The sequence below is a fragment of the Nocardioides sp. NPDC004968 genome (assembly GCF_040608935.1).
In the GTDB taxonomy this organism is placed as follows: Bacteria; Actinomycetota; Actinomycetes; order Propionibacteriales; family Nocardioidaceae; genus Nocardioides.
In genome coordinates this window covers 72,216-98,145 of the sequence record NZ_JBEXJF010000016.1, presented here as the reverse complement: position 1 = coordinate 98,145, position 25,930 = coordinate 72,216, and the positions used below count along the sequence as shown (strand labels likewise).

The following is a 25,930-nucleotide window of genomic DNA, read 5'->3' as shown; positions in this document are numbered from 1 at the left end:
CCCTGAGGCCGTGACCCCTACCTGGACTGAGATCAGCACAATCGAGGAGCTCGTCGACCTGGTCGGCGTGCCGCACGAGCGGGCAGCGACCAAGGGGCGCCCGGCGCTCCTCGACATCGACAGGCAGTGGCTCGCCGCGACGCCGTTCTGCGTGCTCGCGACGTCGGACACCGCCGGCAACTGCGACGCCTCGCCCAAGGGGGACCCGGCCGGGTCGCTGGTGCACGTCATCGACGACAAGACGATCGCGATCGCGGAGCGGCCGGGCAACAAGCGGGTCGACGGCTACCGCAACGTACTGGCCAACCCGCACGTCGGGCTCAACTTCCTGATCCCGGGCCGCGGCGACACGCTGCGGATCAACGGCCGTGCCCGGCTGGTCTCGGACGCACCGTTCTTCGACGAGATGGTCGTGAAGGGCAAGAGGCCGATCCTCGCCCTGGTCGTCGACATCGACGACATCTTCTTCCACTGCGCGAAGGCGTTCCTGCGCTCGGGCCTGTGGGACCCGGAGACGTGGGACCCCGACCACCTCCCCAAGCGTGCGGTCATCGCCAAGCAGGTCGAGAACGACCCGCGTACGCTTGCCGAGATGGAGGACTACTACCGCACCGACACCTACTCGAAGTCCCTCTACTGATGTCCTACCCGTATCTGAAGGGACACGGCACGGAGAACGACTTCGTGCTGCTGCCCGACGTCGACGGGTCGGTGCACGGCGCCCTCTCGGACGAGGCGATGGCCGACCGGGTCCGGGCGCTGTGCGACCGCCGTGCCGGCATCGGTGGCGACGGGATCCTGCGGGTGATCCGGACCGCCGCCTACACCGGTGAGGACCGTCCGGTCAGCGACGCCGAGTGGTTCATGGACTACCGCAACGCCGACGGCACCCGGGCCGAGATGTGCGGCAACGGCACTCGGGTCTTCGCGGAGTATCTGCGCTCCGCCGGGCTCGCCGGCGACGAGGTCACCTTCGCGACCCGCGCGGGCGACAAGACCCTCCGGGCGTCCGGAGACGTCTGGACCGCCGACCTGGGCTCGCCGAAGCTGCTCGGGTCGACCCAGGTCACCGTCGCCCACCACTTCTGGTCGGCCTGCAACGTCGACATGGGCAACCCGCACGCCGCCGCCGAGGTCGACTCGATCGACCCACACGGTCCCGTCGGTGACCTCTACGACTCCCCGATCTTCGACGAGGCGGTCTATCCGCACGGAGTCAACGTGGAGTTCTTCGAACGCGTCGCCGAGCGTCACGTCGCGATGCGGGTCTTCGAGCGCGGCGCGGGGGAGACCCGCTCGTGTGGCACCGGAGCATGCGCGGTGATGGTCGCGGCCGCCGAGGCCGACGGTCTCGCGATCGCGCGCGATGCTGATGTGACGTACCGGGTCGATGTTCCTGGCGGCACGCTCCACGTCACCTGGACGACCGACGACCGGGTGCTGCTCACCGGGCCGGCGGTCCTGATCGCCGAAGGCACCACCGCGCTCTGACTGCGAGACGGTTAACGGGCATTCACCATCGTGAGGGTGGTCACGTCTATGGTGCTGCCCATGGAGTTGACTGATAGCACAGCGATCGTGACCGGTGCGGCCAGTGGGATCGGGGCGGCGACCGCCCGGGCGCTGGCGGCCAAGGGTGCGACGGTGATCGTCGCGGACATGCAGAAGGACAAGGGCGAGGCCCTGGCGGAGGAGATCAAGGGCCTGTTCGTGCCCGTCGATGTCACCGACACCGACCAGATCACCAACGCCGTGGAGAGGGCCGTGGAGATCGCGCCGCTGAAGGCGGTGGTCAACTCGGCCGGGATCGGCTGGGCGCAGCGCACCATCGGACGCGACGGCCAGATCGGCTCGGCGCACGACCTGGATGCGTACAAGAAGGTCATCGCGATCAACCTGATCGGCACCTTCGACATGTGCCGCCAGGCCGCGACCTACATCAGCCGCAACGAGCCCGACGCCAACGGGCAGCGTGGCGCGATCGTCAACCTCGCCAGCGTGGCGGCCTTCGACGGCCAGATCGGACAGGTGTCCTACTCCTCGTCCAAGGGCGGCGTCGTCGGCCTCACCCTCCCGCTCGCGCGCGACCTCGCCGCGGTCGGCATCCGCGTCAACACCGTCGCCCCGGGGCTGATCGACACCCCGATCTACGGCGAGGGCCCGGAGTCGGAGGCGTTCAAGGCCAAGCTCGGCGAGAGCGTGCTGTTCCCGCACCGGCTCGGTGAGCCGGCGGAGCTGGCCAGCATGGTCGTGGAGTGTCTGACCAACGACTACATGAACGGCGAGACGATCCGCGTCGACGGCGGCATCCGGATGCCACCGAAGTAACTGAAGGCAAGATGTACCCCGACGGCTGGCGCACCGCTAATGTGTGCGCCAGCCGCGGACAGTTTCAGACCGCTCCGCGGAATGTCGGAGCAAGGAGTTCGCATGTCCGATAAGGCGGACACCAGTACGTCGAAAGCGCTCGCGATCATCGAGTCCGACGAGCCCACGGGGCCGGCGGGACAGGGCGAGCCCCCGCGCGAGCCACGACTGACGCGGGAGACGATCGGGGTGATCGCCGGTGCGGCCGGCGTACTGGCCGTGTGCCTGATCGCGACCGCGCTGGTCGCCAACGGCAACGCGGACTCGACCGACGACCGGACCTGTCTCGGCCCGGAGATGACGGTGGCGGTGGCTCCCGAGGCGGCGACCGCCGTGGGCAACATCCTCGAGGACGCCGGCTGTGGCCAGATCGAGGTGGAGTCGGCGAAGGCCGACCAGGTCCTTGCGCCGCTGGCGCTCGACGGCGATCTCCCCGATGTGTGGATCCCCGACTCCTCGGTCTGGCTGGACCGGGTCGACCCGGCCGTCGAGCCGGTGACGCTGCGGGACTCGATGGCCTCCTCGCCGGTCGTGCTCGTCTCCGGCGACGGGCTCACCCGCACCTCGTACGCCGAGGCTTTCGCCGAGGACGACCTGCTGATGGGCGACCCTCAGCGGATGATGAGCGCGCTCGGCACCGCCGTCGCGAGCCGGGGGAAGCCCCAGAGCGAGGCCAAGCTGGAGCCGTTCGCAGAGCGGCTCGCCTCCGGCGAGGAGGGCGCCGGGCCGACCGACTCGGGACGCCTGGCCGAGCTGCAGACGGTCATGGGCGGAGTGACCGCGACCAGCGAGCAGCAGTGGTCGACGTACGCGCCGACGTTGAAGGCCAGTGCCCCGAAGGAGGGCACGGTGGTCCTCGACTACCCGGTCCTGATCACCGCGGACGCCTCGCGCCGAAACTCGATCGCCGCCTCGATCACCAGCTTCGCCAGGGTGCTCGACAGCGGTGCCACCGACACCGCGCTGACCCAGGCCGGGTTCCGCACCACCGGAGCCGGCAAACCGGCGCCCAACGTGGGCGCGTACACCCGCGTCGACTCGGCCGCGGTCGCGGAGACGGCCTCGGAGTGGAGCGCCAGGCTTCGGCCGGCCCGGGCGATCGCGGTCATGGACGTTTCCGGCTCGATGGCGTGGCCGACCGCTCCCGACAGCGCCACCACCCGCCTCCAGCTCACCCAGGAGGCGGCCTCGGAGGCCGTCGATCTCCTTCCCGGCGGCGCCGCGATCGGGCTCTGGGCCTTCTCCGAGAAGACCGAGGGCACGCTGGGAGCCGACCACAAGGTGCTCGTCCCCACCCGTCAGCTCGCGTCGAAGAACCAGCGCGCGCAGCTGACCGAGGAGATCGCCGGTCTCACCGCGCGCACCGGCGGCGGCACATCCCTGCACGACACCGCCCTGGCGGCCTATCAGGCCGCGGTCGCCTCCTACGACCCGCTGGCCTCCAACGACGTGCTCCTCTTCACCGACGGCACCAACGACCACCCCGACTCGATCGACGTGGCCGAGCTCGTACGCCAGCTCGAGGCTGCCTCCGACCCACGGCGGCCGGTCCGCGTCCTGGGGATCGGGATCACCGCCGACGCCGACCTCGGTACGCTGCAGGCGATCGCCGATGCGACCGGCGGGGCCGCGTACGTCGCCGAGCGACCGGAGGACGTCGGGCAGGTCCTTCGAGAGGCGCTCGGGCAACGCTGAGACCGGCCCCGGATCGGGCTTGTGGATAAGCATTGTCCCCCGGGTGGTGCGGCGCCGTATCCTTGTTGGTATATGACGAACAACGCACACGATTTTTCACTCGCTGACGAGCTCGAGGCCACCGAGGACTGGGACGCGCTCGACGACAGCTTCGAGTCGGGTTATGCCGACGAGGATCCCGAAGACATCGACCCGACCGTCGGTGCCATGGAGCTCGCCGAGCGGCACGCGCTCAAGCGCGTCGCCAGCCTGCGCACCGAGCTCGAGGACATCACCGAGGTCGAATACCGCCAGCTTCGCCTGGAGCGAGTGGTGCTCGTGGGCGTGTGGGCCGGCGGCACCCAGACCGACGCCGAGAACTCCCTGGCCGAGCTCGCGCTCCTCGCCGAGACGGCCGGCTCGGAGGTGCTCGAGGCGATCTACCAGCGTCGCCAGGCGCCCGACCCCGCGACGTACATCGGACGCGGCAAGGTCGAGGCGCTCAAGGAGATCGTCGCCGCGACCGGCGCCGACACCGTGATCGCCGACGGCGAGCTGGCCCCGAGCCAGCTCAGGAACCTCGAGGACCGCACCGGGGTCAAGGTCGTCGACCGAACCGCGCTGATCCTCGACATCTTCGCCCAGCACGCCAAGTCCCGCGAGGGCCAGGCGCAGGTGGAGCTCGCCCAGCTCAGCTACATGAAGCAGCGGCTTCGTGGTTGGGGTGGCAATCTGTCCCGCCAGGCCGGTGGCCGCGTCGCCGGTGGTGCCGGTATCGGTGGCCGTGGTCCCGGTGAGACCAAGATCGAGACCGACCGCCGCCGGATCAACACCAAGATCGCCAAGCTCAACCGTGAGCTGAAGGCGATGAAGGGCACCCGCGACACCAAGCGTGCCGACCGGAAGCGCCACCACATCCCGGCGGTCGCGATCGCCGGCTACACCAACGCCGGCAAGTCGTCGCTGCTCAACCGGCTCACCGGTGCCGGGGTGCTCGTCGAGGACGCGCTCTTCGCGACCCTGGACCCGACCACCCGCCGCACCACCACCGAGGACGGGCGGGTCTACACGATGTCCGACACCGTCGGTTTCGTGCGTCACCTGCCCCACCAGCTCGTCGAGGCCTTCCGCTCGACGCTGGAGGAGGTCGCCGACGCCGACCTGGTCGTGCACGTCGTCGACGGCTCCCACCCCGACCCCGAGGGTCAGCTGGCGGCGGTGCGTGAGGTCTTCGCCGAGATCGGTGCCAGCGAGGTGCCGGAGCTGGTCGTGATCAACAAGGCCGACATCTCCGACCCGCTGGTGATCGCCAGGCTGTTGCGCGCCGAACCTCACTCGGTCGCGGTCTCGGCCAAGACCGGCGAGGGCATCGACGCGGCCATCAAGGCCGTCGAGACCGACCTGCCGCGGCCGGGCGTCGAGTTCTCCGCGCTGGTTCCCTACGAGCGGGGTGACCTGGTCAACCGGATCCACCAGCACGGCGAGATCGACCACCTCGAGCACACCGCCGAAGGCACCGTCGTCAAGGGCCGCGCCAACGCGGACCTGGCCGGCGAGCTGGCTGCGTACACGAACTGAGCGCGGAGCGCGCACTCTGATCCGGCGTTTCGAGATTGGTGATGCCAGGATCGTCCCGCACACTTGGGACGATCAGTCTCGGAGAGGGCAGGGATGCGGACAGAGGTACGCCACGCGGCGCGCGCCACGATCGTGAGCGCGCTGGCTGGTGCTGTCCTGGTGGCCGCGCTCGCGGGCTGTGGCAGCCAGGACGACGCCGCCCTCCCAGGGCAGAAGGCGAACCACGAGGCCGAGGTGACCCAGGACCTGTGCACCCGGCTGGCCGCCGAGTCGGTGACCCGCGCCTCCGTGGTGACCGGAGCCGGCGAGCGGGTCGTGGTGATCGGTGACTCCTGGGCCTCTGGCTTCGGGCTGGACGACCCCGGGCTGTCCTGGCCGCGCTATCTCGACGGCGAGGTGCGGGTCTCCGGCTTCGGCGGCACCGGCTACTCGCACGAGCTGATGGAGCGGTGCGGCCCGATCTCGTTCCCCGAGCGTGTTCCGGACGCGGTGGCGCAGGGGGCCGACCTGGTCGTGCTCGAGGGCGGCATCAACGACTCCAAGAGCGATCTCGACGACGTCGAGAAGGGCTTCCGGGCCACCCTGGACGAGCTGAAGGACCACGAGGTGATCGTGCTCAGTGCGCCCAAGGTGAACTCCCGCGCCAAGGCCATCAGGGTCGTCAACAAGATGATGCGGCGGGTCTCGGCGGAGTACGGGGTGACGTACATCAACGTCTTCGACCTCGAACTGCCCATGCTCGCGGACAACACCCACCTGACGGTGGCGGGCCACATGCAGTTCGGGGAGATCGTCGCCCGCCGGATCGCGGAGAGCCGATCGGAGACTGTCCCCGCCCACGGCTAAAGTTGCCTGGGTGACCGTAACCGAGACCGCCACCCAGACGCCCGTACGTGAAGCCTTGGCGGATGCGGTTGCGACCCTCGGCGGGGCCACTCGCGAGGGTCAGGTGCTGATGGCCGACGCGGTCGCCCAGGCCCTGGCCGACGAGGAGCACCTGCTGGTCGAGGCCGGCACCGGCACCGGGAAGTCGCTGGCCTACCTGGTCCCGTCGCTGCTCCACGACAGCCGGGTCGTGATCGCCACCGCGACCCTGGCGCTGCAGCACCAGCTCGTCGAACGCGACCTGCCGCGCCTGGTCAAGGCGATCGGTTCGCGCCCCGGCATCGACGCGTCCTACGCCGTCCTCAAGGGCCGCTCCAACTACGCCTGTCTCCACCGGGTGCGCGAGGGCGCCCCCGACGACCAGGGCACCCTGGTCGACGTCCCGCTGGGCCCGATGGCGGAGAAGGTCCTCGAGCTGCGCAGCTGGGCCGAGAAGCAGGCGGAGAAGGGCGGCAGCGGCGAGCGCGACTCCGCGCCTCGCCACACCGACCGCGAGTGGCGCCAGGTCTCCGTCAACCATCGCGACTGCCTCGGCGCCGCCAAGTGCCCCTTCGGCGAGGAGTGCTTCGCCGAGGTCGCCAAGGACAAGGCCCAGAAGAGCCACCTGATCGTCACCAACCACTCCCTGCTCGCGATCGACGCGATCGAGGGTGTGCCGATGATCCCGGAGTACGACGCCGTCGTGATCGACGAGGCCCACGAGCTCGTCGCCCGGGTGACCCAGGCGGCGACCGACGAGCTGACCGCGGCCGAGGTGGAGCGGGCCGCCCGGCGGGCCCAGAAGCACATCGAGGGCTCCGAGGCCGATGACCTCGCCGACGCCTCCGACGCGTTGCGCGCGGCGATCAACGAGACCTCACCCGGGCGGCTGATCACGCTGCCCGAGGTCGTCTCGGACGCCCTGGTGCTGGTGCGTGACGCCGCTCGGTCCGCGATCTCCGCGCTGCCGAAGCCGAAGGACTCCGAGGGCGCCGACCCCGGCTTCCAGCAGGCCAAGGGTGGCCTGCAGGAGGTCTTCACCACCGCCGAGCGGATGGCCGCGGGCTCCGAGCGCGACGTGATCTGGCTCAACGAGGGCGGTGACCGGATCCCGCCGCGGCTCTGCGTCGCGCCGCTCCAGGTCTGGGCGCAGATGCGCGAGAAGCTGCTCACCGAGAAGACCGTCGTCTTCGCCTCGGCGACCCTCAAGCTCGGCGGCGACTTCGGCCCCGTGGCCGGATCCCTCGGGCTCAAGGCGGAGGAGCGCACCGCGGTGGGCGCCGCGGCGCAGCGTACCGATGACGTGCTGCCGTGGATCGGCCTAGATGTCGGCAGCCCGTTCGACTACGGCAAGCAGGGGATCCTCTACGTCGCCCGCCACCTGCCTCCTCCCGGGCGCGACGGCATGGGCGCCAAGACCCTCGACGAGATCGTCGACCTCGTCGACGCCGCCGACGGACGTACGCTCGGGCTCTTCTCGTCCCGTCGTGCCGCCGAGGCCGCCGCCGAGGTCGTGCGCCAGAAGCTGCCTCACCTGACCACGCTGGCCCAGGGCGACGCACAGCTGCCCGAACTCGCCGCGCAGTTCGTCGCCGACCCGCACACGGTGCTCTTCGGCACGCTGTCGCTGTGGCAGGGCCTCGACGTCCCCGGCGACACCTGCCAGCTCGTGATCATCGACCGGATCCCGTTCCCGCGGCCCGACGACCCGCTGATGTCTGCCCGGCAGCAGGCGGCCGACAAGGCCGGCGGCAACGGGTTCATGCAGGTCGCCGCCACCCATGCGGCGCTGCTGCTCGCGCAGGGCGCCGGCCGGCTGATCCGCACCACCACCGACCGTGGCGTCGTGGCCGTCCTGGATGCCCGCCTCGCCACCGCCCGCTACGGCGGATTCCTCAAGGCCAGCCTGCCGCCGATGTGGGCCACCACCGACCCCGACGTTGTACGAAAGGCCCTCAAGCGGCTCTCGGAGATGGCCTCGGCCTGACCGAAATGCACGCCGAGTCGGCTCGTTATGACGAGCCGACTCGGCGTGGGTTGGGTCAGCGGTAGGTCTTCGCCCACCAGCGATGGGTGGCCTTGTCAGGGGTCGCGACGCCGTGGCAGGAGAACGCGGTGCCCTGGCCACACTTGAAGTTGCTGCTCGCGTTGGCGAAGGTGACCTCGACCTTGCGGATCCGCTTCGAGGAGAAGCCCTCGAAGGTCTTGGTGGCAATGCCCTTGCTGTTGGGCTTGAGGTAGTAGACGCCGCGGGTGCCGTCGGTGCGGAAGATGCTGACCACGGCGGCGTTGGCGCTGGGTCGGGCCAGGTCGACCTTCACCCGCAGCTTCCAGCCCTTGCCCACCTTCTTCGGGACGAGGCGCTGCGAGGCGTAGGTGAGGTGCTTCAGCGTGAACTTGCCGTCGACGGTCTGTCGCTTGGCGGGCAGCGCGGTGCGGCCGTCGTAGACCGGCGCGTAGTAGGCGCCGCCCTCGCTGTAGGTCTTCGAGGGTGCCAGGTTGGCGGCGGCGAAGCGGGCGTACTGCGTCTTCAGGGTGGTGCCGCGGTCGGCGAGCGCCCGGCGGATGGCGAGGGTGGAGTAGGTCGACGGGGCTCGGTTCCAGATATCGAGGACCACGGCTGGCAGGCCACCCCGCTCCCTGGCGAAGCGCTCGGAGAGGTAGCGGAAGAAGATCCAGTTGCCGTAGATGCCGAGGTTGGAGGCGTAGGAGTTGTCCAGCGGCTTGCGCTGGTCCTCGAGCTGGCCGTAGCCCAGGTATTGCCGGTTGTCGTTGATGCTGTCGTAGACCTCGTCCTCGACCCAGGTCGCGGTGGACTCCATCATCCAGCGGTCCTCGCCGGCGTCGTAGGCGAACTGGACGGCGTGGAAGTATTCGTGAGCGGCGGTCACCCGGAGGTTCTCGGTGGGCGTGTTGTACGAGCCGTACTCGCTGGTGGCGTAGTCGTTGTCCAGAACGCAGTAGGCCGTCGCGGCGGTCTTGGAGACCTTCGTCTCGGGCGCGCAGTAGCCGTAGTAGCCCTCGTCGTAGAGGTTCTCCAGGTAGATGTCGACCTTGCCCGGGGTGACCGCCTTGTCGGCGGCGGGCTTGCGGTAGCCCGCCTGCACGTAGAGGTTGTGGACCTTCGTGACCACGTCACGGACCTGGGTCGCGTACGTCGTCGAGGCGCGGTCGCCGCCCTTGCCCGGCGTGTAGTGGACGCAGACCGCGTCGCTGCAGGTCTGGGCCGCGGTGCGCGGGCGGGCGAGCAATTCCCGCGCGGCGGCCTTGTTGGAGCCGTCCAGGGCATCCTTGGCGTTCCACAGGTCGGTCAGCGCGATGGTCGCGTCGGGCCGGCCGGCGACGTGCCGCCCGGGCACGACCTGCCGGGTGCCGCGCACCGACTGGTTGCGCTTGACCTTCTTGGCCGCGGCGAGCGCCTCCCGGGCCGCCTTCTCCGTCACCGGCTGCTCGGCGCTGGTGTCACCGCCGGTCCTCACCGAGGTCGCCGGCGTCGAACCGGTTGCGGGCATGGTGGCGACGAACGTCGCGACGACCATGCCTGCGATCAAGACGAGGGATCGTTGTTTGCGGTTGATCCGGCGGGCAATGTTTCGCATGAGATACCAGACGTTCGGGAAGGCAGACCTGGGCAGTCTAAGCGCAGAGTGCCGCTGTGTCCGGCGGACACGGCCTAGACGGGCTGCGTGACGTGATGGAGCCTGTTGCTTCCGGTTGCGGTGGCGTACGACCTGGTCCAGGTGGCGGCAGTATTGGAGTCCTTGCGTTCGCCGATGACGTACCAGTCCATCTGGGCGCGGTTGCGGGTCACGTCGAGGACGGAGAAGCCGTGGTCGTCGAAGTTGAGGTAGCGGACGTGGCGGTTGGCGGTCCTGATGATGTTCTCGACCGTCAGGCTGACCGTGCGGCGCGGCGCACCGAGGATGTCCTTGAGGTTGTTCGAGGACACCGAGGTGGCGACGAACTCGACGCCGGCGGTCTTGCCGAGCGGGTAGACGGCGGAGTCGTACGGCAGGTCGCAGGCCCAACCTGAGTGGATGTCGCCGGTGACGAAGACGGTGTCGGTGATCGCGTTGTTGCGGATGTGCTCGAAGAGCTCGGTGCGGTCGGCGGTGTAGCCGTCCCACTGGTCGACGTTGTAGGCGATGCCGTTGTCGGGCAGCAGGCCGGTGACGTCGTTGACCGGGGTGATCAGGCTCTTCGGGAGCGCACCCAAGGTGACCGGCGCGATCATCACCGGGTTGCCGACGATCTTCCACTGAGCGTCGGTGAGCAGGCCGTCCTTGAGCCACTCCAGCTGCTCGTCGCCGGTGATCGTGCGGTCGGGGTCGTCGACGCCGGCGAGGTCGGTGCGGGCGACCTGCTGGGAGCGGTAGGAGCGCAGGTCGAGCATGCTCAGCTCGAGCAGGTTGCCGAAACGCAGCCGCCGGTAGATGCGGTCGTGGAGATGGCCGTCGGTCTCCACCGTCGCTGTGCCATCGACGCGCAGCGGCATCCACTCGTCGTAGGCCTGGTTGGCGTTGGTCTTGCGGTCGATCCAGTCGTACTCGCCGGGCTCGTTGTTCTCGGCGCCGAGCAGCCAGGCGTCGTTGGCCGACTCGTGGTCGTCCCAGGTGACGATCCAGGGCAGCCGGGCGTGGGCGGCGGAGAGGTCGACGTCGCGCTTGTACTGCGCGTGCCGGATCCGGTAGTCGGCCAGCGTGTGCATCTCGTGGGCCGGCTCGTGCGGCCGGACGTCCTCGTTGGCCATGCCGTAGCCGTACTCGCCGGGGCCGTACTCGTAGAGGTAGTCGCCCAGGTGGAGGATCGCGTGCAGGTCGTCGCGGGCGGCCAGGTGGCGGTAGGACGCGAACCAGCCGGCCTGCAGGTTGGAGCAGGAGACCACCCCGAAACGTACGTTCTCCGGGGCCGCGTCTGCGGCAGGAGCGGTGCGGGTGCGGCCGACGCGGCTGGTCTGGCCGTTGTAGGTGAAGCGGTAGAAGTACCAGCTCTCCGGCGCCAGGCGGGTGACGTCGAGCTTCACGGTGTGGTCGCGGTCGGGACCCGTCTGCTGGGATCCCTTCGCGGTGACGCGGCCGAAGTCCGCGGTGGGCGAGACCTCCCAGCGGACCAGGACCTCTTCGCCCTGCCCGGACCCGGGAGTCGCGTCCGCCGTCGGCGTGACCCGGGTCCAGATGACCACGCGGTCCGGGAGCGGGTCGCCGGAGGCGACGCCGTGCTGGAAGTGGTTGAGCGTGCCGCCTGCCGCCTCGGCGGGCTCGGGGAGAGCGATGGCCCCGGCTCCTGCGGCGGTCGCCAGCCCGGCGGCGATGAGGGTACGGCGGTCGATCTGCGTCTGGGTCACGCTGTAGGGAACGACGCAGCCGCCGGCCCTGTCATGGGCCGGCGGCTGGATTTCACGCAGTGTTCCCGGACTCGTTCCGGGAGGTGGCGCAGGACTCAGAGGCTGCGCAGGACCGCCGTCACCTTGCCGAGGATCGTCGCGTGGGTGCCGTCGATCGGCTCGTACGCAGCGTTGTGCGGCAGCAGCCAGACCTTGCCGTCCTTGCGGGAGAGCGTCTTGACGGTGGCCTCGCCGTCGATCAGCGCGGCCACGATCTCGCCGTTCTCGGCGGTCGGCTGCTGGCGCACGACCACAAAGTCGCCGTCGCAGATCGCCGCGTCGACCATCGAGTCACCGGAGACCGAGAGCAGGAAGAGATCGCCGTTGCCGACCAGCTGCTTGGGCAGCGGGAAGACGTCCTCGATGCTCTGCTGGCTCGAGGTCTCTTCGGCCAGGATCGGGCCACCGGCCGCGATCCGCCCGACCAGGGGGACCATGGCGGCGTCGGGGTTGGGGTTGATGTCGGCCTCGGCGGTGATCGTCGACTCGGGCTCCTCGCCGGACATGGCCTTGCGGTGGGCCATGACCTCCGGGAGGAAGACCTCGAGGGCGCGCGGTCGCTTCGGGTCCTTGCGGATCAGACCACGCTGCTCCAGCGCGCGGAGCTGGTGGGCGACGCTGCTGGTGCTGGTCAGCCCGACCGCGGCGCCGATCTCGCGCATGCTGGGCGGGTAGCCGCGCTGCTCGATGCTGTCGCGCAGGTGAGCGAGGATCCGCTGCTGACGCGGCGTGAGCCCGGTCGCGTCCGGCGGCCCGTCGGGCAGCTCGCGGACGCGGCTCTTCTTCGAACCGCCTGATCCGGTGCCTGTCTTCTGCGTGGTCATGTCACCACATTAGTCCCTCTGGCACCACGACATCAAACATTTGTTCGACCTCGTGGTCGGCGCGTGTCGGCGTTCGAAAATTCTTGGGGTCGCTACTTGCGTTGTTCGAACACGTGATCTACCTTCGAACATATGCTCGATCGAACACGTGATCGAGAGACTGGTGATCAGGAGGCCGTGAGATGAGTGCAACAGTCTATGTGCTGCCCGTAGCCGAGCCACCGCGTCCGGTGCCGGAGGTGCGACGCTCGAGCGTGCGGCTCACTCGTCGCGGCCGAGTCGTCGTGTTCGCATTCGCGCTCGTCGTGCTCTTCGGGATCGCGCTGATCGGGGCGAAGGTGGCGTTCGCCGTGGAGAACGGTGCCGACAAAAGTCCCTCCTCCACCGCCCACACGATGGTCGTCGGCGATGGCGACACGCTCTGGGACATCTCCTCGAAGGCCGTCGCCGGCACCGACTCCTCGATTCGGGAGATGGAGCAGAGGATCAAGGAGCTCAACAGTCTCGAGTCCTCGATGCTCGTGTCCGGACAGACGCTGATCGTTCCGACCGCGCCGTAGGGCGCCGCTATAGATGTCCGGCTGCTCCTTCAACCCTGGCGGCCGGCTACCGGGGAAAAGTGAGAGTGCTGCAGACGATGGGAAGCGTCTGCAGCACTCTCGCATGTTGGGGTCAGTGGCGCCCGCGGTAGGGACTGTCCGGCTCGGCCGGCGGCCACTGCTTGTTGCGAGTGCCGTGCCGCGGCGGCCACTCGTCGTCCGGTTCGACCGGCGGGTCCTGGGGCTGACGCTGGGAGGGCATCGCCTGGGTTGCGGCGGGGTCCTGGGTCAGTCGAGCCCGCGAGCCGGTCTGGCCGTAGCCGGTCGGGGTCTGGTAGGCGCCGGACTGATACTGCGGGGAGCCGGCCTGCTGGGTGGGGTAGCTGTCCGTGCCGTATCCCTGCGAGCCGTACCCCGGAGTGCTCTGCGGCGTCGACGTCGGTGTCGGCGGGCTGGAGTAGTAGGGCTGTGGGGTGGGCGGCGGGCTGGTCGGCGGCTGGTAGGAAGATGCGCCGTAGGCGGCCCGGCTGCCGGTGTTGCCGTAGCCCTGATCGCTGCTGGGGTAGCCGTACGGCGACTGGGAGCCGGTGTCGGTGTAGGCCGAGCGGTTCGAGGTGTCGCCGTAGGGCGGCTGGCTCCCGGTGTCGGAGCTGTGCCGGCCGTAGCCGGTGTCGTCGTAGCCGTAGGAGCCGGTGCCGTAGTAGTCCTGCTCCGGGTAAGCCTGCTCAGGGTAGGCCTGGTCGGCGTAGGCCGGGGCCGAGTAGTCCTGCTCCTCGACGTAGGCGTTGGAGTGGCTTCCGGCGTAGTCGTCGGTGGGTGGCGTGGTGGGGGAGCCGGAGAAGGCCCGCCAGGCCTTCCCGGCGAAGGTGAAGGTCAGGAAGAGGCAGGCGACTGCAACGACCGCCGCGATGGCGAGCTTCGCCCAGGCGCCGGAATCGCCTCCCCGTGCGTCGGCCCCGAAACCGACGGCGACCCACACGAGCACTCCCCAGATGACGAGGAAGGCCAGTGTCGCGATCGCAGGCAAGATGAAAGGTGGCCGGGGACCGTTTCTGGGGCGCGTGCCTCTCCGCGACCCGACGCGATTTCCTCCGGAGATGTTTGTCACGGGGGTCATTCTTACTCATCCAGGCCAGTCCGTCGCCGCTGAACCGGAATCTTTCGGTGTTTGACCGGCGACACGCCGGGCACGCGGGTAAACCCGACGCTCGCTTGCATCGTCGTGGGGGCGGGCGTACGGTTACCACTACATCTAGTAGTTACACCGCTGTAGTTATCCACATCTAGTTCACATGAACGGGCGGATGGCCCACAGCGATGGGGGTGTTGTTCCACAGGGACTCACGCTCATATCCACAGGTTCCACAGGCTCGGGCCGCCAATGAGACGGCCTGGATCCACAGGTCTCACGAGAGGGGCTCTACCGTGCACTGTCCGTTCTGCCGACACAGCGACACCAAGGTGCTCGACTCCCGCGTGGCCGAGGACGGTGGCCAGATCCGGCGCCGCCGGGTCTGCCAGGAATGTGGGAAGCGGTTCACGACCGTCGAGCAGATGCAGCTGATGGTGGCCAAGCGCTCCGGCGCAGCGGAGCCGTTCAGCCGCGACAAGGCGGTGCACGGCGTACGCAAGGCATGCAAGGGCCGTCCGGTCACCGAGGACCAGCTCGCCTGCCTCGGCCAGGAGGTCGAGCAGGCGCTGCGCAGCCAGGGGCTGGCCGAGGTTCCCAGCAACGAGGTGGGGCTGGCGATCCTCGCGCCGCTGCGCGAGCTCGACGAGGTGGCCTACCTGCGCTTCGCGAGCGTCTACCGGGCCTTCGGGTCGGTGGAGGACTTCGAGCGTGAGATCCAGATGCTGCGTACGGAACGGGAAGTCCAGGACTTCGAGGCAGAACATCCGGTCGAGGCCCCGGTGGGCTCCGACTAGGTCCCACGGGACACATAGACCGGCCCGGGCAGGCCGTGGGGAAGCGACCTGCTCGGGCCAATCAACGGCACAACCAGCGGAAACAGATAGAACAGAGCAAGGACTCCACCATCAGCACCGACCAGCAGCACGGCACAGCGATCGATGACAACAGGGGGAACGAAATGACAGACACGGCATCAGAGGCACAGGCATCGGCGAAGGCAGGCGCCGGGCTGAAGATCGAGCGGATCTTCAGCACCGAGGGCGTCCACCCCTACGACGAGATCACCTGGGAGCGGCGCGACGTCGTCCAGAAGAACTGGAAGACCGGCGCGACCGTCTTCGAGCAGACCGGAGTCGAGTTCCCCGACTTCTGGTCGATCAACGCCTCGACGATCGTGACGACCAAGTACTTCCGCGGCGCGCTCGGCACCGAGAAGCGTGAGCAGAGCCTGAAGCAGCTGATCGACCGGGTCGTGAACACCTACGTCGCCTCCGGCAAGGAGAACGACTACTTCGCCTCCGAGGCCGACGCCGACCTCTTCGGCCGCGAGCTCACCTGGCTGCTGGTCAACCAGCACTTCGCCTTCAACTCGCCGGTCTGGTTCAACGTCGGCACCGAGTCCCCCCAGCAGGTCTCGGCCTGCTTCATCCTCTCGGTCGACGACTCCATGGACTCGATCCTGAACTGGTACAAGGAGGAGGGCCTGATCTTCAAGGGCGGCTCCGGTGCCGGTCTCAACCTCTCCCGCATCCGCTCCTCCAAGGAGCTGCTGAAGTCCTCCGGCGGCACCGCCTCCGGTCCGGTCTCCTTCATGCGTGGCGCCGACGCGTCCGCGGGCACCATCAAGTCCGGTGGCGCCACCCGCCGCGCGGCGAAGATGGTCGTGCTCGACGTCGACCACCCCGACATCGAGGAGTTCGTCGAGACCAAGGCGCGCGAGGAGGACAAGATCCGCGCGCTGCGCGACGCCGGCTTCGACATGGACCTGGGCGGCAAGGACATCTCGTCCGTGCAGTACCAGAACGCCAACAACTCCGTGCGCGTCTCCGACGAGTTCATGCGCGCTGTCGAGGAGGGCAAGAAGTTCGGCCTCCGGGCGCGTACGACCGGTGAGGTCATCGAGGAGATCGACGCCCGCGAGCTGTTCCGCAAGATCTCGATCGCCGCGTGGGAGTGTGCCGACCCGGGTCTGCAGTACGACGACACGATCAACGACTGGCACACCAACCCGGAGACGGGCCGGATCACCGGCTCCAACCCGTGCTCGGAGTACATGTCGCTGGACAACTCCTCCTGCAACCTGGCGTCGCTGAACCTGCTGAAGTTCCTCAAGGACGACGACACCTTCGACGCCGTGCGCTTCCAGCAGGCCTGCGAGGTCGTCTTCACCGCGATGGACATCTCCATCTGCTTCGCCGACTTCCCGACCGAGGCGATCGGCGAGACCACCCGCGACTACCGCCAGCTCGGCATCGGCTACGCCAACCTCGGCGCGCTGCTGATGGCGATGGGTCTGGGCTACGACAGCGAGGGTGGCCGCACGATGGCCGCCGCCATCACCTCGCTGATGACCGGTGCCGGCTACAAGCGCTCGGCCGAGCTGGCCGGTGTCGTCGGGCCGTACGCCGGTTACGCCCGCAACGCCGAGGCCCACCAGCGGGTCATGCGCAAGCACCAGGCCGCCAACGACGCGGTCCGCTCGATCAACCCGGTCGACCGCAACATCATCGACGCGGCGACCCGCGTGTGGAACGACGTCGTCGAGATCGGCAAAGTCAACGGCTTCCGCAACGCCCAGGCCTCGCTGCTCGCTCCGACCGGCACCATCGGCTTCATGATGGACTGCGACACCACCGGCATCGAGCCCGACTTCTCGCTGGTGAAGTTCAAGAAGCTCGTCGGCGGCGGCTCGATGCAGATCGTCAACCAGGTGATCCCGCGCGCGCTGAAGAAGATGGGCTACCAGCCCGAGCAGATCGAGGCGATCGTCGCCTACATCGCCGAGCACGGCCACGTCATCGACGCCCCCGGCCTGCGCCAGGAGCACTACGAGGTCTTCGACACCGCGATGGGCAAGCGTGCGCTGCAGCCGATGGGCCACGTACGCATGATGGCGGCGACCCAGCCGTTCCTCTCCGGTGCGATCTCCAAGACCGTCAACCTGCCCGAGACCGCGACGGTCGAGGAGATCGAGCAGGTCTACATGGAGTCGTGGAAGCTGGGCCTGAAGGCCACCGCGATCTACCGCGACAACTGCAAGGTCGGCCAGCCGCTGGCCGACGGCAAGTCGGAGAGCGCCAAGAAGGACCAGGGTCTCTCCACCGCTGCCGTGGCTGCTGAGGCCGAGGTCGAGCCCGAGGTCGTCGAGAAGATCATCGAGAAGATCGTCTACGCGCCGACCCGCAAGCGCCTGCCGAAGTCCCGCGTCTCGCGCACCACGTCCTTCACGGTCGGTGGCGCCGAGGGCTACATGACCTCCGGTGCCCACGCCGACGGCGAGCTCGGTGAGGTCTTCCTCAAGCTCGGCAAGCAGGGCTCGACCCTGGCCGGTGTCATGGACGCCTTCTCCATCGCGGTCTCCGTCGGCCTTCAGTACGGCGTGCCGCTGGAGACGTACGTCTCCAAGTTCACCAACCTGAAGTTCGAGCCCGCCGGTCTGACCGACGACCCGGACGTACGCATGGCGCAGTCGCTCATGGACTACGTCTTCCGCCGCCTGGCGCTGGACTACATGTCCTTCGAGGACCGCTCTGCTCTCGGCATCTACTCCGCCGACGAGCGTCAGCGCTACCTCGAGACCGGCTCCTACGAGCAGCTCGGCAACGGCACCACCGCCGCCGAGCTGGTCCAGAAGCCGGCTCCGGAGCGCAAGGCTGCGGCTGCTCCCGTCGCCGAGCCGGTCGAGGCCGAGATCGAGGAGGAGGCCGAGGTCGTCGAGGAGGCGCCCAAGGCCACCGCCCACACCACCGCCGAGCTGCTCGAGTCGATCAGCGGCATGGCCATCGACAGCCCGCTCTGCTTCACCTGCGGCACCAAGATGCGCCCCGCCGGCTCCTGCTACGTCTGCGAGGGCTGCGGCTCGACCTCCGGTTGCAGCTGAGCCTGAAGGCTGAATGAGTCCGGTCCCGCACCCGAGGAAGGGTGCGGGACCGGATCTATTTGGAGACGCCGAGACGTCAGTGGCCGAGGATGCGGCTCAGCCAGGTGCCGTTGGGGTCCTTGGGGTCGGCGGAGTGCCCGGGGCACCACTGACCGGTGGGCACGGAGGCCTTGACGGCGGCGACGTGGCGGCCGCAGCCGGCCCAGGTGGTCTTCCTGCACTTCTTGCAGCGGACGGGGCGACACATTGTTGGGTTCCTGCTTCTGTGGATCTGGGTGGTGGTCAGGCGGGAGGTTCGCCGGCGTCGAGGGCGTCGACGAACTCGCAGAAGGCGTCGAAGGCGCGTGCGCCGTGGATGGTGGCGGGACCGCCGTGCATGAGGAAGGTGACGCCGATGGCCTCGGCTGCCTCCTGCGGGCTCGCGCCGGCGCGAGCGGCGGCCTGGCCGTGGGAGGCGATGCAGCCGTCGCAGCCTTCGACGACGCCGATCGCGAAGGCGATCAGCTCCTTGGTCTTACGGTCGAGCGCACCGTCAGCGAAGGCCGCCTTGGAGAGCCCGCCCCAGCCCTTGTAGACGTCGGGGATGGCGCGGCGTAGCTCCTGGTGGAGCGGCCCCAGGTCCCGCAGGACGCTCTTGCCGTGGGGCGAGGCATGGTCAGTAGTGGTGGTCATGATGGCTCCTTTCGGCCGCGGTGGAGGAGGTGTCTCTCCTCAGCGTCGTAACCCCCCGGGGGGTTACACTTAGGACGGTAGCATAACCCCCCGGGGGGTTATAGAATCGCTGAAGACGAAGGAGAACCGATGACCAGCTTCACCCTGAGCGCCACCGTCCCCGCGTCGTACGCGGAGACCTTGGCGCGCGTACGAGACCTCCTCGGCGACGCCGGATTCGGCGTCCTCACCGAGATCGACCTGACCGCGACCCTGCGCGCCAAGCTCGGCGTGGATATCCCGCAGCAGGTGATCCTCGGAGCCTGCATGCCCCAGCTCGCACATCGCGCGCTCGAGGCAGACCCGCGGATCGCGACGATGCTGCCGTGCAACGTCGTGGTCGCTGCGGAGGGCGAGGAGACCCGGGTGGAGGTCTTCGACCCGGCCGCGATGACCTCGTTCAGCTCGGACGCCGGCGTCGCCGAGGTCGCAGCGGACGCGCGTCAGCGCCTCATTGGCATGTTGGAAGCACTCACGGGAGAGAAGAAGGACGACGATGCAGCTCGAGCCTGACGAGATCAAGGCCATCATCACCCGACTCAAGCGGGCCAACGGCCACTTGGCGTCGGTCATCCGGATGCTCGAGGAGGGGTCGGAGTGCGAGGACGCACTGACCCAGCTCGCGGCGGTCAACAAGGCGGTCAGCCGAGGTGGTTACGCGCTGGTCGCCACCGGGCTGGAGAAGTGCCTCGCCGAGGGCGGGCGCGACAGTGTCGACACCAAGAAGATGGAGAAGCTCTTCCTCGCTCTTGCCTGATCGGCGGGCCGATCACTGTCCACAGGCGACCTCCGGGACAGGGTTATCCACAGGCCGGTGATAGGCGCTGGCGGGGCGTACGGATCCGGGGTCTGCTGGGGTCATGCCCAAACGAAAGAAGCGTGAGAAGTCACCTCGTCCACCGAACAGGCCCGGGGATCCGCGGCGGCGGTCGTTCGCGGAGAAGGTCGTCGACAGTCCCTATTGGCCGGCGATGTTCGCGGTGAACGACGCCGAGGCCCGCGGGGATGTGAAGTCGGCCCTGGAGATCATCCATACGACCAGCGCCCAGCTCGACAAGGAGCAGTTCTGGCATCCGTCGCGCCTCGAGCGGCTGGAACAGCTGCGGCTGCTCGAGGCGCTCATGCCGAGGTGGGCGCATTCGCGGTGGATCGTCGCGCAGGCGATGCAGAGCACCCAGGCGCGCAACCAGTGGCGGATGTCGAAGGCGATCCGGGTCGCACTGGACGTCCGCGGCGGTCCCGACCCCGGACGTGACCGGGAGGACGACCGGATCCAGATCTTGGATCGCGACTGGGTCTATCGCCAGACGTTCCTCTACGAGCTCGGCGGGCTCGAAGCGTTCCTGCGTCACAACGCGTCCGGCGACCTCATCGCCGGCGCCGACCGGATCTGGGAGTGGGTGCGGGCGCCGATGCGTGGCCTACGGCTGCTGGGACACGAGCCGCGACACCTGCTCTGGGAGGATCCGAGGACCGGCGAGCAGCTGACCACGATCAACATCGGTGCCGGACTGCTCGTCGACGACGGGGAGTGCGTGATCGGCCGGATCGTGCCGATCGACGACGGCCTGATGTTCGAGACAGCTCCGCTTCGGGTGCCCGAGGAGGTGGCGTACGCCGTCGCGGATGAACCGGAGCGGTGGATCGACGCGCTGCGTGACAGGACCGGGAGGCCGGGTCGCGAGCCGGGGGAGATCTGGACCCACCGCGGGCTGCGCGACTACGGCTTGCTCACCGACATTCCGTACGGACTGGTCAACCTCGCCATGGACGCGGGTCTGCATGCGTTCAGGAATCCCGATGACGACGGGCTGGGCGAGCTCGACGAGCTGTTCAACCATCCGGCCGACTATCCCGCGTGTCTGGCCGCGTGGCTGATGCGACCGGCGACGATCACCGCGCTCAGTTCAGGCACACCGCCCGATGCGCTTGCCGCGCTCGGCGGGTTCGCCGAATTCGTCCACGAGCCGGCGGCGAGCCTCATCCGGGACCTGGCCGACCACCACGAGGAGGCTGCTTGACACTCCGCGAGGCCCCTCGTCCCGACCTGGAGTTTGGCTTAGTTTGATTCCAGTCGAGACCGTGGGGGTCGCAATGGCAGCACCGCAGGCGGCATCGGACGTCGAGCCTCAGCTGAGTCGGCGCCGGATCAATCTCATCTTCGGCACCGTGATGCTCGGCATGCTGCTCGCGGCGCTCGACCAGACGATCGTGTCGACAGCGCTGCCGACGATCGTGGCCGACGTCGGAGGTGCCGGCCACCTGTCGTGGGTGGTGTCGTCCTACCTTCTGGCCGAGACGGTGGCGACCGTGCTCGCCGGCAAGTTCGGTGACCTCTTCGGCCGCAAGCTGATGCTGCAGGTCTCCGCCGGGCTCTTCATCCTCGCCTCGGCCGCGTGCGGGTTTGCGACCGACATGGCCTGGCTGATCGGCGCGCGAGCGGTGCAGGGCATCGGCGCCGGTGGCCTGATGGTGACCGCGACGGCGCTGATCGGCGACGTCATCCCGCTGCGGGAGCGAGGGAAGTACCAGGGCGCCCTCGGGGCGGTCTTCGGCGTCACCACCGTCCTCGGGCCGCTCCTCGGCGGCGTCTTCACCGACCACCTCTCCTGGCGCTGGGCGTTCTACATCAACCTGCCGCTCGGCATCGCCGTGATCGCGATCGCCAGCCTGACGCTGCCGCAGATCGCCCGCGGCAAACGACCCTCGATCGACTACCTCGGCATTCTCTTCGTCGGCCTCGGCGCCTCGATGCTGACGCTGGCCGTCAGCTGGGGCGGGACGGAGTACGCCTGGGGATCGGCGACCATCGTCGGCCTGTTCATCGGCTCGGCGGTTGCGTTCGCGATCTTCGTCTGGGTCGAGTCGCGGGCGGTCTCTCCGATCCTGCCGTTGCGGCTGTTCCGGGACCGGGTGTTCACGGTCAGCGTCGTGCTCTCGTTCATCGTCGGCTTCGCGATGCTCGGCGCGATGACCTACCTGCCGACCTACATGCAGTACGTCCACGGCGTCTCCGCGACGTCGTCCGGGATCCGCACCCTGCCGATGGTCGTCGGTCTGCTGGTCACATCGACGGTTGCGGGTTCGATCGTGGGTCGGACGGGGCGATACAAGGTCTTCCCGGTCGCCGGTGCGCTGATCATGGCGCTGGGGCTCTATCTGCTCTCGACGATGGACGCCGACACCAGCACCCCGATGATGTCGCTGTACCTGCTGATCATGGGCATGGGTGTCGGCCTGAGCATGCAGATCCTGACGATCATCGTGCAGAACACCGCGGCCTACGAGGACCTCGGCGTCGCGACCTCGGGCGTCACGTTCTTCCGGACGATGGGCAGCTCGTTCGGCGCCTCGATCATGGGCACCGTCTACGCCAACGGGCTCGCCGACCGGCTCCCCGCGGCCCTCACCACGGCCGGAGTCTCCCCGGACGAGGTTGCGACACCAGCCCTTCTCCACTCGCTGCCCGACGCCCAGAGCGCGCCGATCATCAGTGCCTACGCGGAGACGCTGCAGGTCGTCTTCTTCGCCGCGGTCCCCGTCGCCGGGCTGGCGTTCCTGGTCGCGCTCCTCCTCAAGGAAGTGCCCCTGCGTGGCACCTCGAGGGCGGCCGCGACCGACACGGGCGACGGCTTCGCGATGCCCAACTCCTCCGACAGCGCGATGCGTCTCGATGCCGCCGTCGCCCAGCTCGTCCGCCGCCAGCCGCCGGAGACCTTCACGATGCTCCGGGAGTCGGCGGTCGATCTCGACGCCGCGACCGCGTGGTGCGTACGCCAGATCGGGATCCGCGAGTGGGTCGGAGGTGAGACCTCGCTGGTCGCGATCGGTCACCGCCTCGGGATGCCGGGCGCGGTGCTGGCGCCGGCATTCGCCACCGCCGCGGCGGAGGGCTACCTACACGGCGACGAGTCGGCGTACGCCCTGACGGAGGCGGGCAAGGAGGAGCTCGACAAGCTGGTCGCTGCGTTCAAGCAGTGGCTGGCCAACGAGCTCTCCGACTGGGGCGCCGACGACGCGAAGCTCGATGAGGCGCTCGCCGTGCTCTCCCGCAGGTTCGTCGAGGGTGAGCACGACGTGCGGAGCCCGGCCGAGGCGGCCCTATAGGGCTTTTTACTTTCGTCGTGTTTGAAATCGGCGAAAGCGGGTAGGACGAAGGCATGAGTGACGACGACATGCACGTCAATCCCGACGATCTCAGGTCCATCAAGAGCACGCTCGACACCGCCGGCGGCGATCTCTTCAAGGAGGCCAAGCCGCTGCAGAAGACGCCTGACGTTGGCGAGTCGTCCTCCGAGGTCGCGACCGCGCTCGCGTCGCTGGCGGCAGCCGTCGGAGGGATGGCGGAAGGCCTCGGGTCACTCAGCGACGGCGTACAGAACGCTCTCGACCATGCGACCACGGCCGATCACGGGGCCGGCGATGCGGGCCGGCGCCAGGAGCAGAGGGTGAGGGGCAACTGAGATGGCTGAGGCGATGGACACGAAGGTCTACGGCGACGCGTCGGAAGCGCAGACAGCGGCGGACGCGTGCACGACCGCCAAGGACGGGGTCGGTGAGGCCCTCGCCGATCTCGGCAAGGCGATCAAGACTGCCGGCTCGTGGAAGGGCCAGGCCGGCGCCGCCTTCGAGTCGAAGGCGGAGAGGCGCAAGAGCGACCTGCGTCAGCTCGAGTCGCGGATCGAGGCCATGGGCAAGGGCCTCTCGACCTTCTCGGGTGACCTGAAGGCGGTCGAGACCAAGATGTCGACGATCCGCACCGAGGCCAGTGGCGCTGGGCTCACCGTCAGCGGCACCATGATCTCGCCGCCGACCGACCCGGGCGAGGACGCCTCCGAGGGCGACGTCAACGCCCACAACACCAAGGTCGAGAAGTGGAACGACCTGGTCAGCCGGGTCGAGACTGCTCGCAAGGACGAGGACAACGCCCACGAGGACCTCGGCAAGGCGATCTCGAAGTCGACCGGCGACGGCTGGATCGAGGACCGCCTGGAAGACCTGGGCCTGCTGCCGAAGGACTTCTCCGACAGCATGCAGATCGGTGCGTACGCCCTGGGGCTGGCCGGTCTGGGCGCCGGTGTCGGCGTCGACTGGATGGTGAAGAGCCGTTACGGCACGTTCCAGCCGCGGGTGAACGGCCGGTTCGCCAGTCCGTCGAGCCTGACCAAGCTCGAGCGGGCAGCCAAGGTTCTCAACGACAAGAACTGGCACGCGAAGGCCAACAAGGCAGCCGTACGCGGCAAGTGGCTGACCGCGGGCAAGTGGGCGACCCGGGCCGGCTGGGTGGTCACGGCCGGCGCCTCGGGGTGGGAGCAGTGGCAGAAGGACGCCGACGACCCGTCGCTGTCGACGACGGAGCGGGTGAGCCGCACGGTGAGCACGTCGGCGATCACGACTGCTGGCGCCGCGGGTGGGGCCTGGGCCGGGGCCCAGGCCGGTGCCGCTATCGGCAGCATCTTCCCCGGCCCGGGCACGGTCATCGGCGGTGTCGTCGGCGGCGTGATCGGTGGTGCGATCGGCTCCGGGCTGGCCGGCAAGGCGGCCGACTTCGTGGTCGACGAGGCCGGTGAGCTCGGCGAGGCGGTGGTCGACGGGGTCAGCGACTTCGCGGAGGGCGCCGGCGAGGTAGCCTCCGATGTCGGCGACGCCATCACCTTCTGGGACTAGGACCGCAATGATCTGGGCCGCACTCATCCTCGCCGCCGGAGTCATCGGCGCCGGGGTCAGCATCTGGCAACATCTCGGGCTTTCGGCTCGTGCCCGTTCCTGGGCAACCGCGTGGAACCGCGGCGGTGTGGGCGAGGACGTCGTGCTCATCCACCTGCCCTGCATCTCCGCGCTGGCCATCACCGGCTCGACGGCGTTCGGGCTGGTGCCGGAGCAGACCGCGGCATGGACGATCATCGGTGGACTCTTCCTGCTCACCTGCATCGTCTATCCGCTGCTGGTCATCGTGCCCACCCCGTCGTTCATCAAGCCGAAGTGGTATCGCGATTCGCGCCCGAAGAAGAAGCGCACCGCAGGAAAGAAGTGACCATGTCTGATCAGACGACGATGACGCTCCCGGAAGGCTGGGAGAGCGTCGAGCCACCCGAGGGCGTACGTTTCCTGGCGCTCGCGCCAGCGAGTGGCACCTTCCGCTCCAACTTCACGGTGACCGCCCAGACCAACGGCGAGCTGGGGTTCCGCGACTGGCAGGTCGGTTCCGAGATGGCGTTCACCGAGATGATGCCGGGCTACACGCCGATCGACCTCGAGCGCCTCACGATCGCCGGGCAGGAGGCGGGGCGGCGGCTGGCGATGTACGACGGGCCGGGCGGCTCCGCGCTGACCATGGAGCAGTGGTTCGTGGCGATCGACGGAGTCGGTCACACGCTGACCGCTACAGTCCTGACCAGCGACTATGCGACCTGGGCCGCCCAGATCGACGCCGCTGCCGCGACCTGGAGCCCGGCATGAGCTCCGCTGCCACGGAGGTCGTCTGGATCCTCGCCGGTCCCGGCGGACGCCTCGAGCACCGCGCCGCGGTCGACCCCACGGGCATCCACCTCGAGCTCGGCGTCGACGGCACCCGTACGCAGCCCCTCGACCTCCCGCGAGGTCACCTGGTCCCGAGCCTGGTCCGCACCCTGAAGGTCCGCCCGGTCAAGGGCGCGGCCGGGTCGGTACGCCCGTTCCCGACCGCCCGGATGGCCGAGCTGTTGAGCGAGGACCAGGACGCTCGCGACGTGGTCCTGACGGAGCTCGGTGCCCGCACCGCCTGGTCGATCACGGTCGGCCCGTGGCAGCTCGCCGGCATCAACGGCCCCGACGGCCTCCACCTCGCGCTGGAGGACAGGCTCACCCCGATGACCAACACCGCCTTCTACCGCATGCTCTGCCAGCAGCTCGGCGCCTACTGAGCCGCCCGTGCGTCTCAGATAGGTAAAATCATCGGCATTTCGGTTTGAGAGCGGCTGGTTCGGGGAAGGACCTAAC

The 25,930-nt window shown here is 68.8% G+C and carries 25 protein-coding genes; 19 read left to right on the top strand and 6 right to left on the bottom strand.

Features of this window, described 5'->3' with window-relative positions:
• Positions 1-10 precede the first annotated feature (10 nt).
• The 7 genes from ABZU72_RS16670 (at position 11) to ABZU72_RS16640 (ending at position 8,470) form a co-directional block, all read left to right on the top strand.
• Positions 11-640 carry a pyridoxamine 5'-phosphate oxidase family protein gene (locus tag ABZU72_RS16670; protein ID WP_355019950.1) on the top strand — a complete coding sequence of 210 codons (630 nt, stop codon included), beginning with the start codon at positions 11-13 and terminating at the stop codon, positions 638-640.
• On the top strand, positions 640-1,491 hold the full coding sequence (gene dapF / locus ABZU72_RS16665) for a diaminopimelate epimerase (protein WP_355019949.1): 852 nt from the start codon (positions 640-642) through the stop codon (positions 1,489-1,491). Before ABZU72_RS16670 ends, dapF begins: the two co-directional genes overlap by 1 nt.
• A 60-nt stretch (positions 1,492-1,551) precedes the next feature.
• Entirely contained in the window at positions 1,552-2,328 is a 777-nt protein-coding gene (locus tag ABZU72_RS16660; protein WP_091051594.1) for an SDR family NAD(P)-dependent oxidoreductase, read from the top strand.
• A gap of 102 nt (positions 2,329-2,430) precedes the next feature.
• Entirely contained in the window at positions 2,431-4,062 is a 1,632-nt protein-coding gene (locus ABZU72_RS16655) for a VWA domain-containing protein (RefSeq protein WP_355019948.1), read from the top strand.
• Between the two features lie 72 nt (positions 4,063-4,134).
• On the top strand, positions 4,135-5,619 hold the full coding sequence (hflX, locus tag ABZU72_RS16650; RefSeq protein WP_355019947.1) for a GTPase HflX: 1,485 nt from the start codon (positions 4,135-4,137) through the stop codon (positions 5,617-5,619).
• Between the two features lie 93 nt (positions 5,620-5,712).
• Positions 5,713-6,465, top strand: coding sequence for an SGNH/GDSL hydrolase family protein (locus ABZU72_RS16645; RefSeq protein WP_355019946.1), 753 nt, complete (start codon positions 5,713-5,715; stop codon positions 6,463-6,465).
• A gap of 10 nt (positions 6,466-6,475) precedes the next feature.
• Complete coding sequence (locus tag ABZU72_RS16640) at positions 6,476-8,470, top strand: ATP-dependent DNA helicase (RefSeq protein WP_355019945.1); 1,995 nt, start codon at positions 6,476-6,478, stop codon at positions 8,468-8,470.
• Between the two features lie 55 nt (positions 8,471-8,525).
• On the opposite strand, the gene ABZU72_RS16635 is transcribed toward ABZU72_RS16640, so the two are convergent.
• The 3 genes from ABZU72_RS16635 to lexA all read right to left on the bottom strand — a co-directional run bounded on the left by ABZU72_RS16635 (position 8,526) and on the right by lexA (position 12,690).
• Entirely contained in the window at positions 8,526-10,034 is a 1,509-nt protein-coding gene (locus ABZU72_RS16635; RefSeq protein ID WP_355019944.1) for an MXAN_6640 family putative metalloprotease, read from the bottom strand.
• 122 nt (positions 10,035-10,156) lie between these two features.
• Positions 10,157-11,827, bottom strand: coding sequence for an alkaline phosphatase D family protein (locus ABZU72_RS16630; RefSeq protein WP_355019943.1), 1,671 nt, complete (start codon positions 11,825-11,827; stop codon positions 10,157-10,159).
• A gap of 95 nt (positions 11,828-11,922) precedes the next feature.
• Positions 11,923-12,690, bottom strand: coding sequence for a transcriptional repressor LexA (gene lexA / locus ABZU72_RS16625; RefSeq protein WP_160025424.1), 768 nt, complete (start codon positions 12,688-12,690; stop codon positions 11,923-11,925).
• A 182-nt stretch (positions 12,691-12,872) separates the two neighbouring features.
• On the opposite strand from lexA, the gene ABZU72_RS16620 reads away from it, so the two are divergent.
• The gene (locus ABZU72_RS16620) at positions 12,873-13,250 is read left to right on the top strand and encodes a LysM peptidoglycan-binding domain-containing protein (protein WP_355019942.1); all 378 of its coding nucleotides are present in this window, start codon (positions 12,873-12,875) and stop codon (positions 13,248-13,250) included.
• A 112-nt stretch (positions 13,251-13,362) separates the two neighbouring features.
• On the opposite strand, the gene ABZU72_RS16615 is transcribed toward ABZU72_RS16620, so the two are convergent.
• Complete coding sequence (locus ABZU72_RS16615; RefSeq protein WP_355019941.1) at positions 13,363-14,256, bottom strand: hypothetical protein; 894 nt, start codon at positions 14,254-14,256, stop codon at positions 13,363-13,365.
• Positions 14,257-14,654: 398 nt separating this feature from the next.
• On the opposite strand from ABZU72_RS16615, the gene nrdR reads away from it, so the two are divergent.
• Complete coding sequence (gene nrdR, locus ABZU72_RS16610) at positions 14,655-15,155, top strand: transcriptional regulator NrdR (RefSeq protein WP_160025421.1); 501 nt, start codon at positions 14,655-14,657, stop codon at positions 15,153-15,155.
• A 164-nt stretch (positions 15,156-15,319) separates the two neighbouring features.
• Positions 15,320-18,241 (top strand): vitamin B12-dependent ribonucleotide reductase, encoded by a 2,922-nt coding sequence (locus ABZU72_RS16605; RefSeq protein ID WP_355019940.1) that lies wholly within the window; start codon positions 15,320-15,322, stop codon positions 18,239-18,241.
• A gap of 76 nt (positions 18,242-18,317) precedes the next feature.
• Here ABZU72_RS16605 and ABZU72_RS16600 read toward each other — a convergent pair whose 3' ends face one another.
• Both ABZU72_RS16600 and ABZU72_RS16595 read right to left on the bottom strand, forming a co-directional pair.
• Entirely contained in the window at positions 18,318-18,488 is a 171-nt protein-coding gene (locus ABZU72_RS16600; RefSeq protein WP_355019939.1) for a hypothetical protein, read from the bottom strand.
• 35 nt (positions 18,489-18,523) lie between these two features.
• Positions 18,524-18,913: a carboxymuconolactone decarboxylase family protein gene (locus ABZU72_RS16595; RefSeq protein ID WP_355019938.1), complete on the bottom strand. Its 390-nt coding sequence runs from the start codon at positions 18,911-18,913 to the stop codon at positions 18,524-18,526.
• A 129-nt stretch (positions 18,914-19,042) separates the two neighbouring features.
• Here ABZU72_RS16595 and ABZU72_RS16590 point away from each other — a divergent pair, with 129 nt between their 5' ends.
• From ABZU72_RS16590 to ABZU72_RS16550, 9 genes are all read left to right on the top strand, one after another.
• Entirely contained in the window at positions 19,043-19,465 is a 423-nt protein-coding gene (locus tag ABZU72_RS16590; RefSeq protein ID WP_355019937.1) for a DUF302 domain-containing protein, read from the top strand.
• Entirely contained in the window at positions 19,449-19,709 is a 261-nt protein-coding gene (locus tag ABZU72_RS16585; protein WP_045546765.1) for a metal-sensitive transcriptional regulator, read from the top strand. Before ABZU72_RS16590 ends, ABZU72_RS16585 begins: the two co-directional genes overlap by 17 nt.
• Before the next feature lie 214 nt (positions 19,710-19,923).
• Entirely contained in the window at positions 19,924-20,973 is a 1,050-nt protein-coding gene (locus tag ABZU72_RS16580; RefSeq protein ID WP_355019936.1) for a hypothetical protein, read from the top strand.
• Positions 20,974-21,046: 73 nt separating this feature from the next.
• Positions 21,047-23,059, top strand: a complete 2,013-nt coding sequence (locus ABZU72_RS16575; RefSeq protein WP_355019935.1) for an MDR family MFS transporter — start codon at positions 21,047-21,049, stop codon at positions 23,057-23,059.
• A gap of 53 nt (positions 23,060-23,112) precedes the next feature.
• Positions 23,113-23,415, top strand: coding sequence for a hypothetical protein (locus tag ABZU72_RS16570; RefSeq protein WP_355019934.1), 303 nt, complete (start codon positions 23,113-23,115; stop codon positions 23,413-23,415).
• A 1-nt stretch (position 23,416) separates the two neighbouring features.
• The gene (locus ABZU72_RS16565) at positions 23,417-24,619 is read left to right on the top strand and encodes a hypothetical protein (protein WP_355019933.1); all 1,203 of its coding nucleotides are present in this window, start codon (positions 23,417-23,419) and stop codon (positions 24,617-24,619) included.
• A 7-nt stretch (positions 24,620-24,626) separates the two neighbouring features.
• A complete protein-coding gene (locus ABZU72_RS16560) occupies positions 24,627-24,986 on the top strand; it encodes a hypothetical protein (protein WP_355019932.1) in 360 nt (119 codons plus the stop codon).
• Between the two features lie 2 nt (positions 24,987-24,988).
• Positions 24,989-25,411 carry a hypothetical protein gene (locus ABZU72_RS16555; RefSeq protein WP_355019931.1) on the top strand — a complete coding sequence of 141 codons (423 nt, stop codon included), beginning with the start codon at positions 24,989-24,991 and terminating at the stop codon, positions 25,409-25,411.
• Positions 25,408-25,854: a hypothetical protein gene (locus ABZU72_RS16550; RefSeq protein ID WP_355019930.1), complete on the top strand. Its 447-nt coding sequence runs from the start codon at positions 25,408-25,410 to the stop codon at positions 25,852-25,854. The genes ABZU72_RS16555 and ABZU72_RS16550 overlap by 4 nt, the downstream gene beginning before the upstream one ends.
• The last annotated feature ends 76 nt before the right edge of the window (positions 25,855-25,930 follow it).

Excerpts from the sequence above, each read along its gene's own strand:
- dapF (WP_355019949.1), top strand. The coding sequence starts at position 640 with ATGTCCTACCCGTATCTGAAGGGACACGGCACGGAGAACGACTTCGTG.
- ABZU72_RS16550 (WP_355019930.1), top strand. The coding sequence starts at position 25,408 with ATGAGCTCCGCTGCCACGGAGGTCGTCTGGATCCTCGCCGGTCCCGGC.
- ABZU72_RS16600 (WP_355019939.1), bottom strand. The coding sequence starts at position 18,488 with ATGTGTCGCCCCGTCCGCTGCAAGAAGTGCAGGAAGACCACCTGGGCC.
- ABZU72_RS16590 (WP_355019937.1), top strand. The coding sequence starts at position 19,043 with ATGACCAGCTTCACCCTGAGCGCCACCGTCCCCGCGTCGTACGCGGAG.
- ABZU72_RS16580 (WP_355019936.1), top strand. The coding sequence starts at position 19,924 with ATGTTCGCGGTGAACGACGCCGAGGCCCGCGGGGATGTGAAGTCGGCC.
- ABZU72_RS16575 (WP_355019935.1), top strand. The coding sequence starts at position 21,047 with ATGGCAGCACCGCAGGCGGCATCGGACGTCGAGCCTCAGCTGAGTCGG.
- ABZU72_RS16560 (WP_355019932.1), top strand. The coding sequence starts at position 24,627 with ATGATCTGGGCCGCACTCATCCTCGCCGCCGGAGTCATCGGCGCCGGG.
- ABZU72_RS16565 (WP_355019933.1), top strand. The coding sequence starts at position 23,417 with ATGGCTGAGGCGATGGACACGAAGGTCTACGGCGACGCGTCGGAAGCG.
- ABZU72_RS16555 (WP_355019931.1), top strand. The coding sequence starts at position 24,989 with ATGTCTGATCAGACGACGATGACGCTCCCGGAAGGCTGGGAGAGCGTC.
- ABZU72_RS16620 (WP_355019942.1), top strand. The coding sequence starts at position 12,873 with ATGAGTGCAACAGTCTATGTGCTGCCCGTAGCCGAGCCACCGCGTCCG.
- ABZU72_RS16660 (WP_091051594.1), top strand. The coding sequence starts at position 1,552 with ATGGAGTTGACTGATAGCACAGCGATCGTGACCGGTGCGGCCAGTGGG.
- ABZU72_RS16570 (WP_355019934.1), top strand. The coding sequence starts at position 23,113 with ATGAGTGACGACGACATGCACGTCAATCCCGACGATCTCAGGTCCATC.
- lexA (WP_160025424.1), bottom strand. The coding sequence starts at position 12,690 with ATGACCACGCAGAAGACAGGCACCGGATCAGGCGGTTCGAAGAAGAGC.
- ABZU72_RS16655 (WP_355019948.1), top strand. The coding sequence starts at position 2,431 with ATGTCCGATAAGGCGGACACCAGTACGTCGAAAGCGCTCGCGATCATC.
- ABZU72_RS16605 (WP_355019940.1), top strand. The coding sequence starts at position 15,320 with ATGACAGACACGGCATCAGAGGCACAGGCATCGGCGAAGGCAGGCGCC.
- hflX (WP_355019947.1), top strand. The coding sequence starts at position 4,135 with ATGACGAACAACGCACACGATTTTTCACTCGCTGACGAGCTCGAGGCC.
- ABZU72_RS16595 (WP_355019938.1), bottom strand. The coding sequence starts at position 18,913 with ATGACCACCACTACTGACCATGCCTCGCCCCACGGCAAGAGCGTCCTG.
- ABZU72_RS16585 (WP_045546765.1), top strand. The coding sequence starts at position 19,449 with ATGCAGCTCGAGCCTGACGAGATCAAGGCCATCATCACCCGACTCAAG.
- ABZU72_RS16645 (WP_355019946.1), top strand. The coding sequence starts at position 5,713 with ATGCGGACAGAGGTACGCCACGCGGCGCGCGCCACGATCGTGAGCGCG.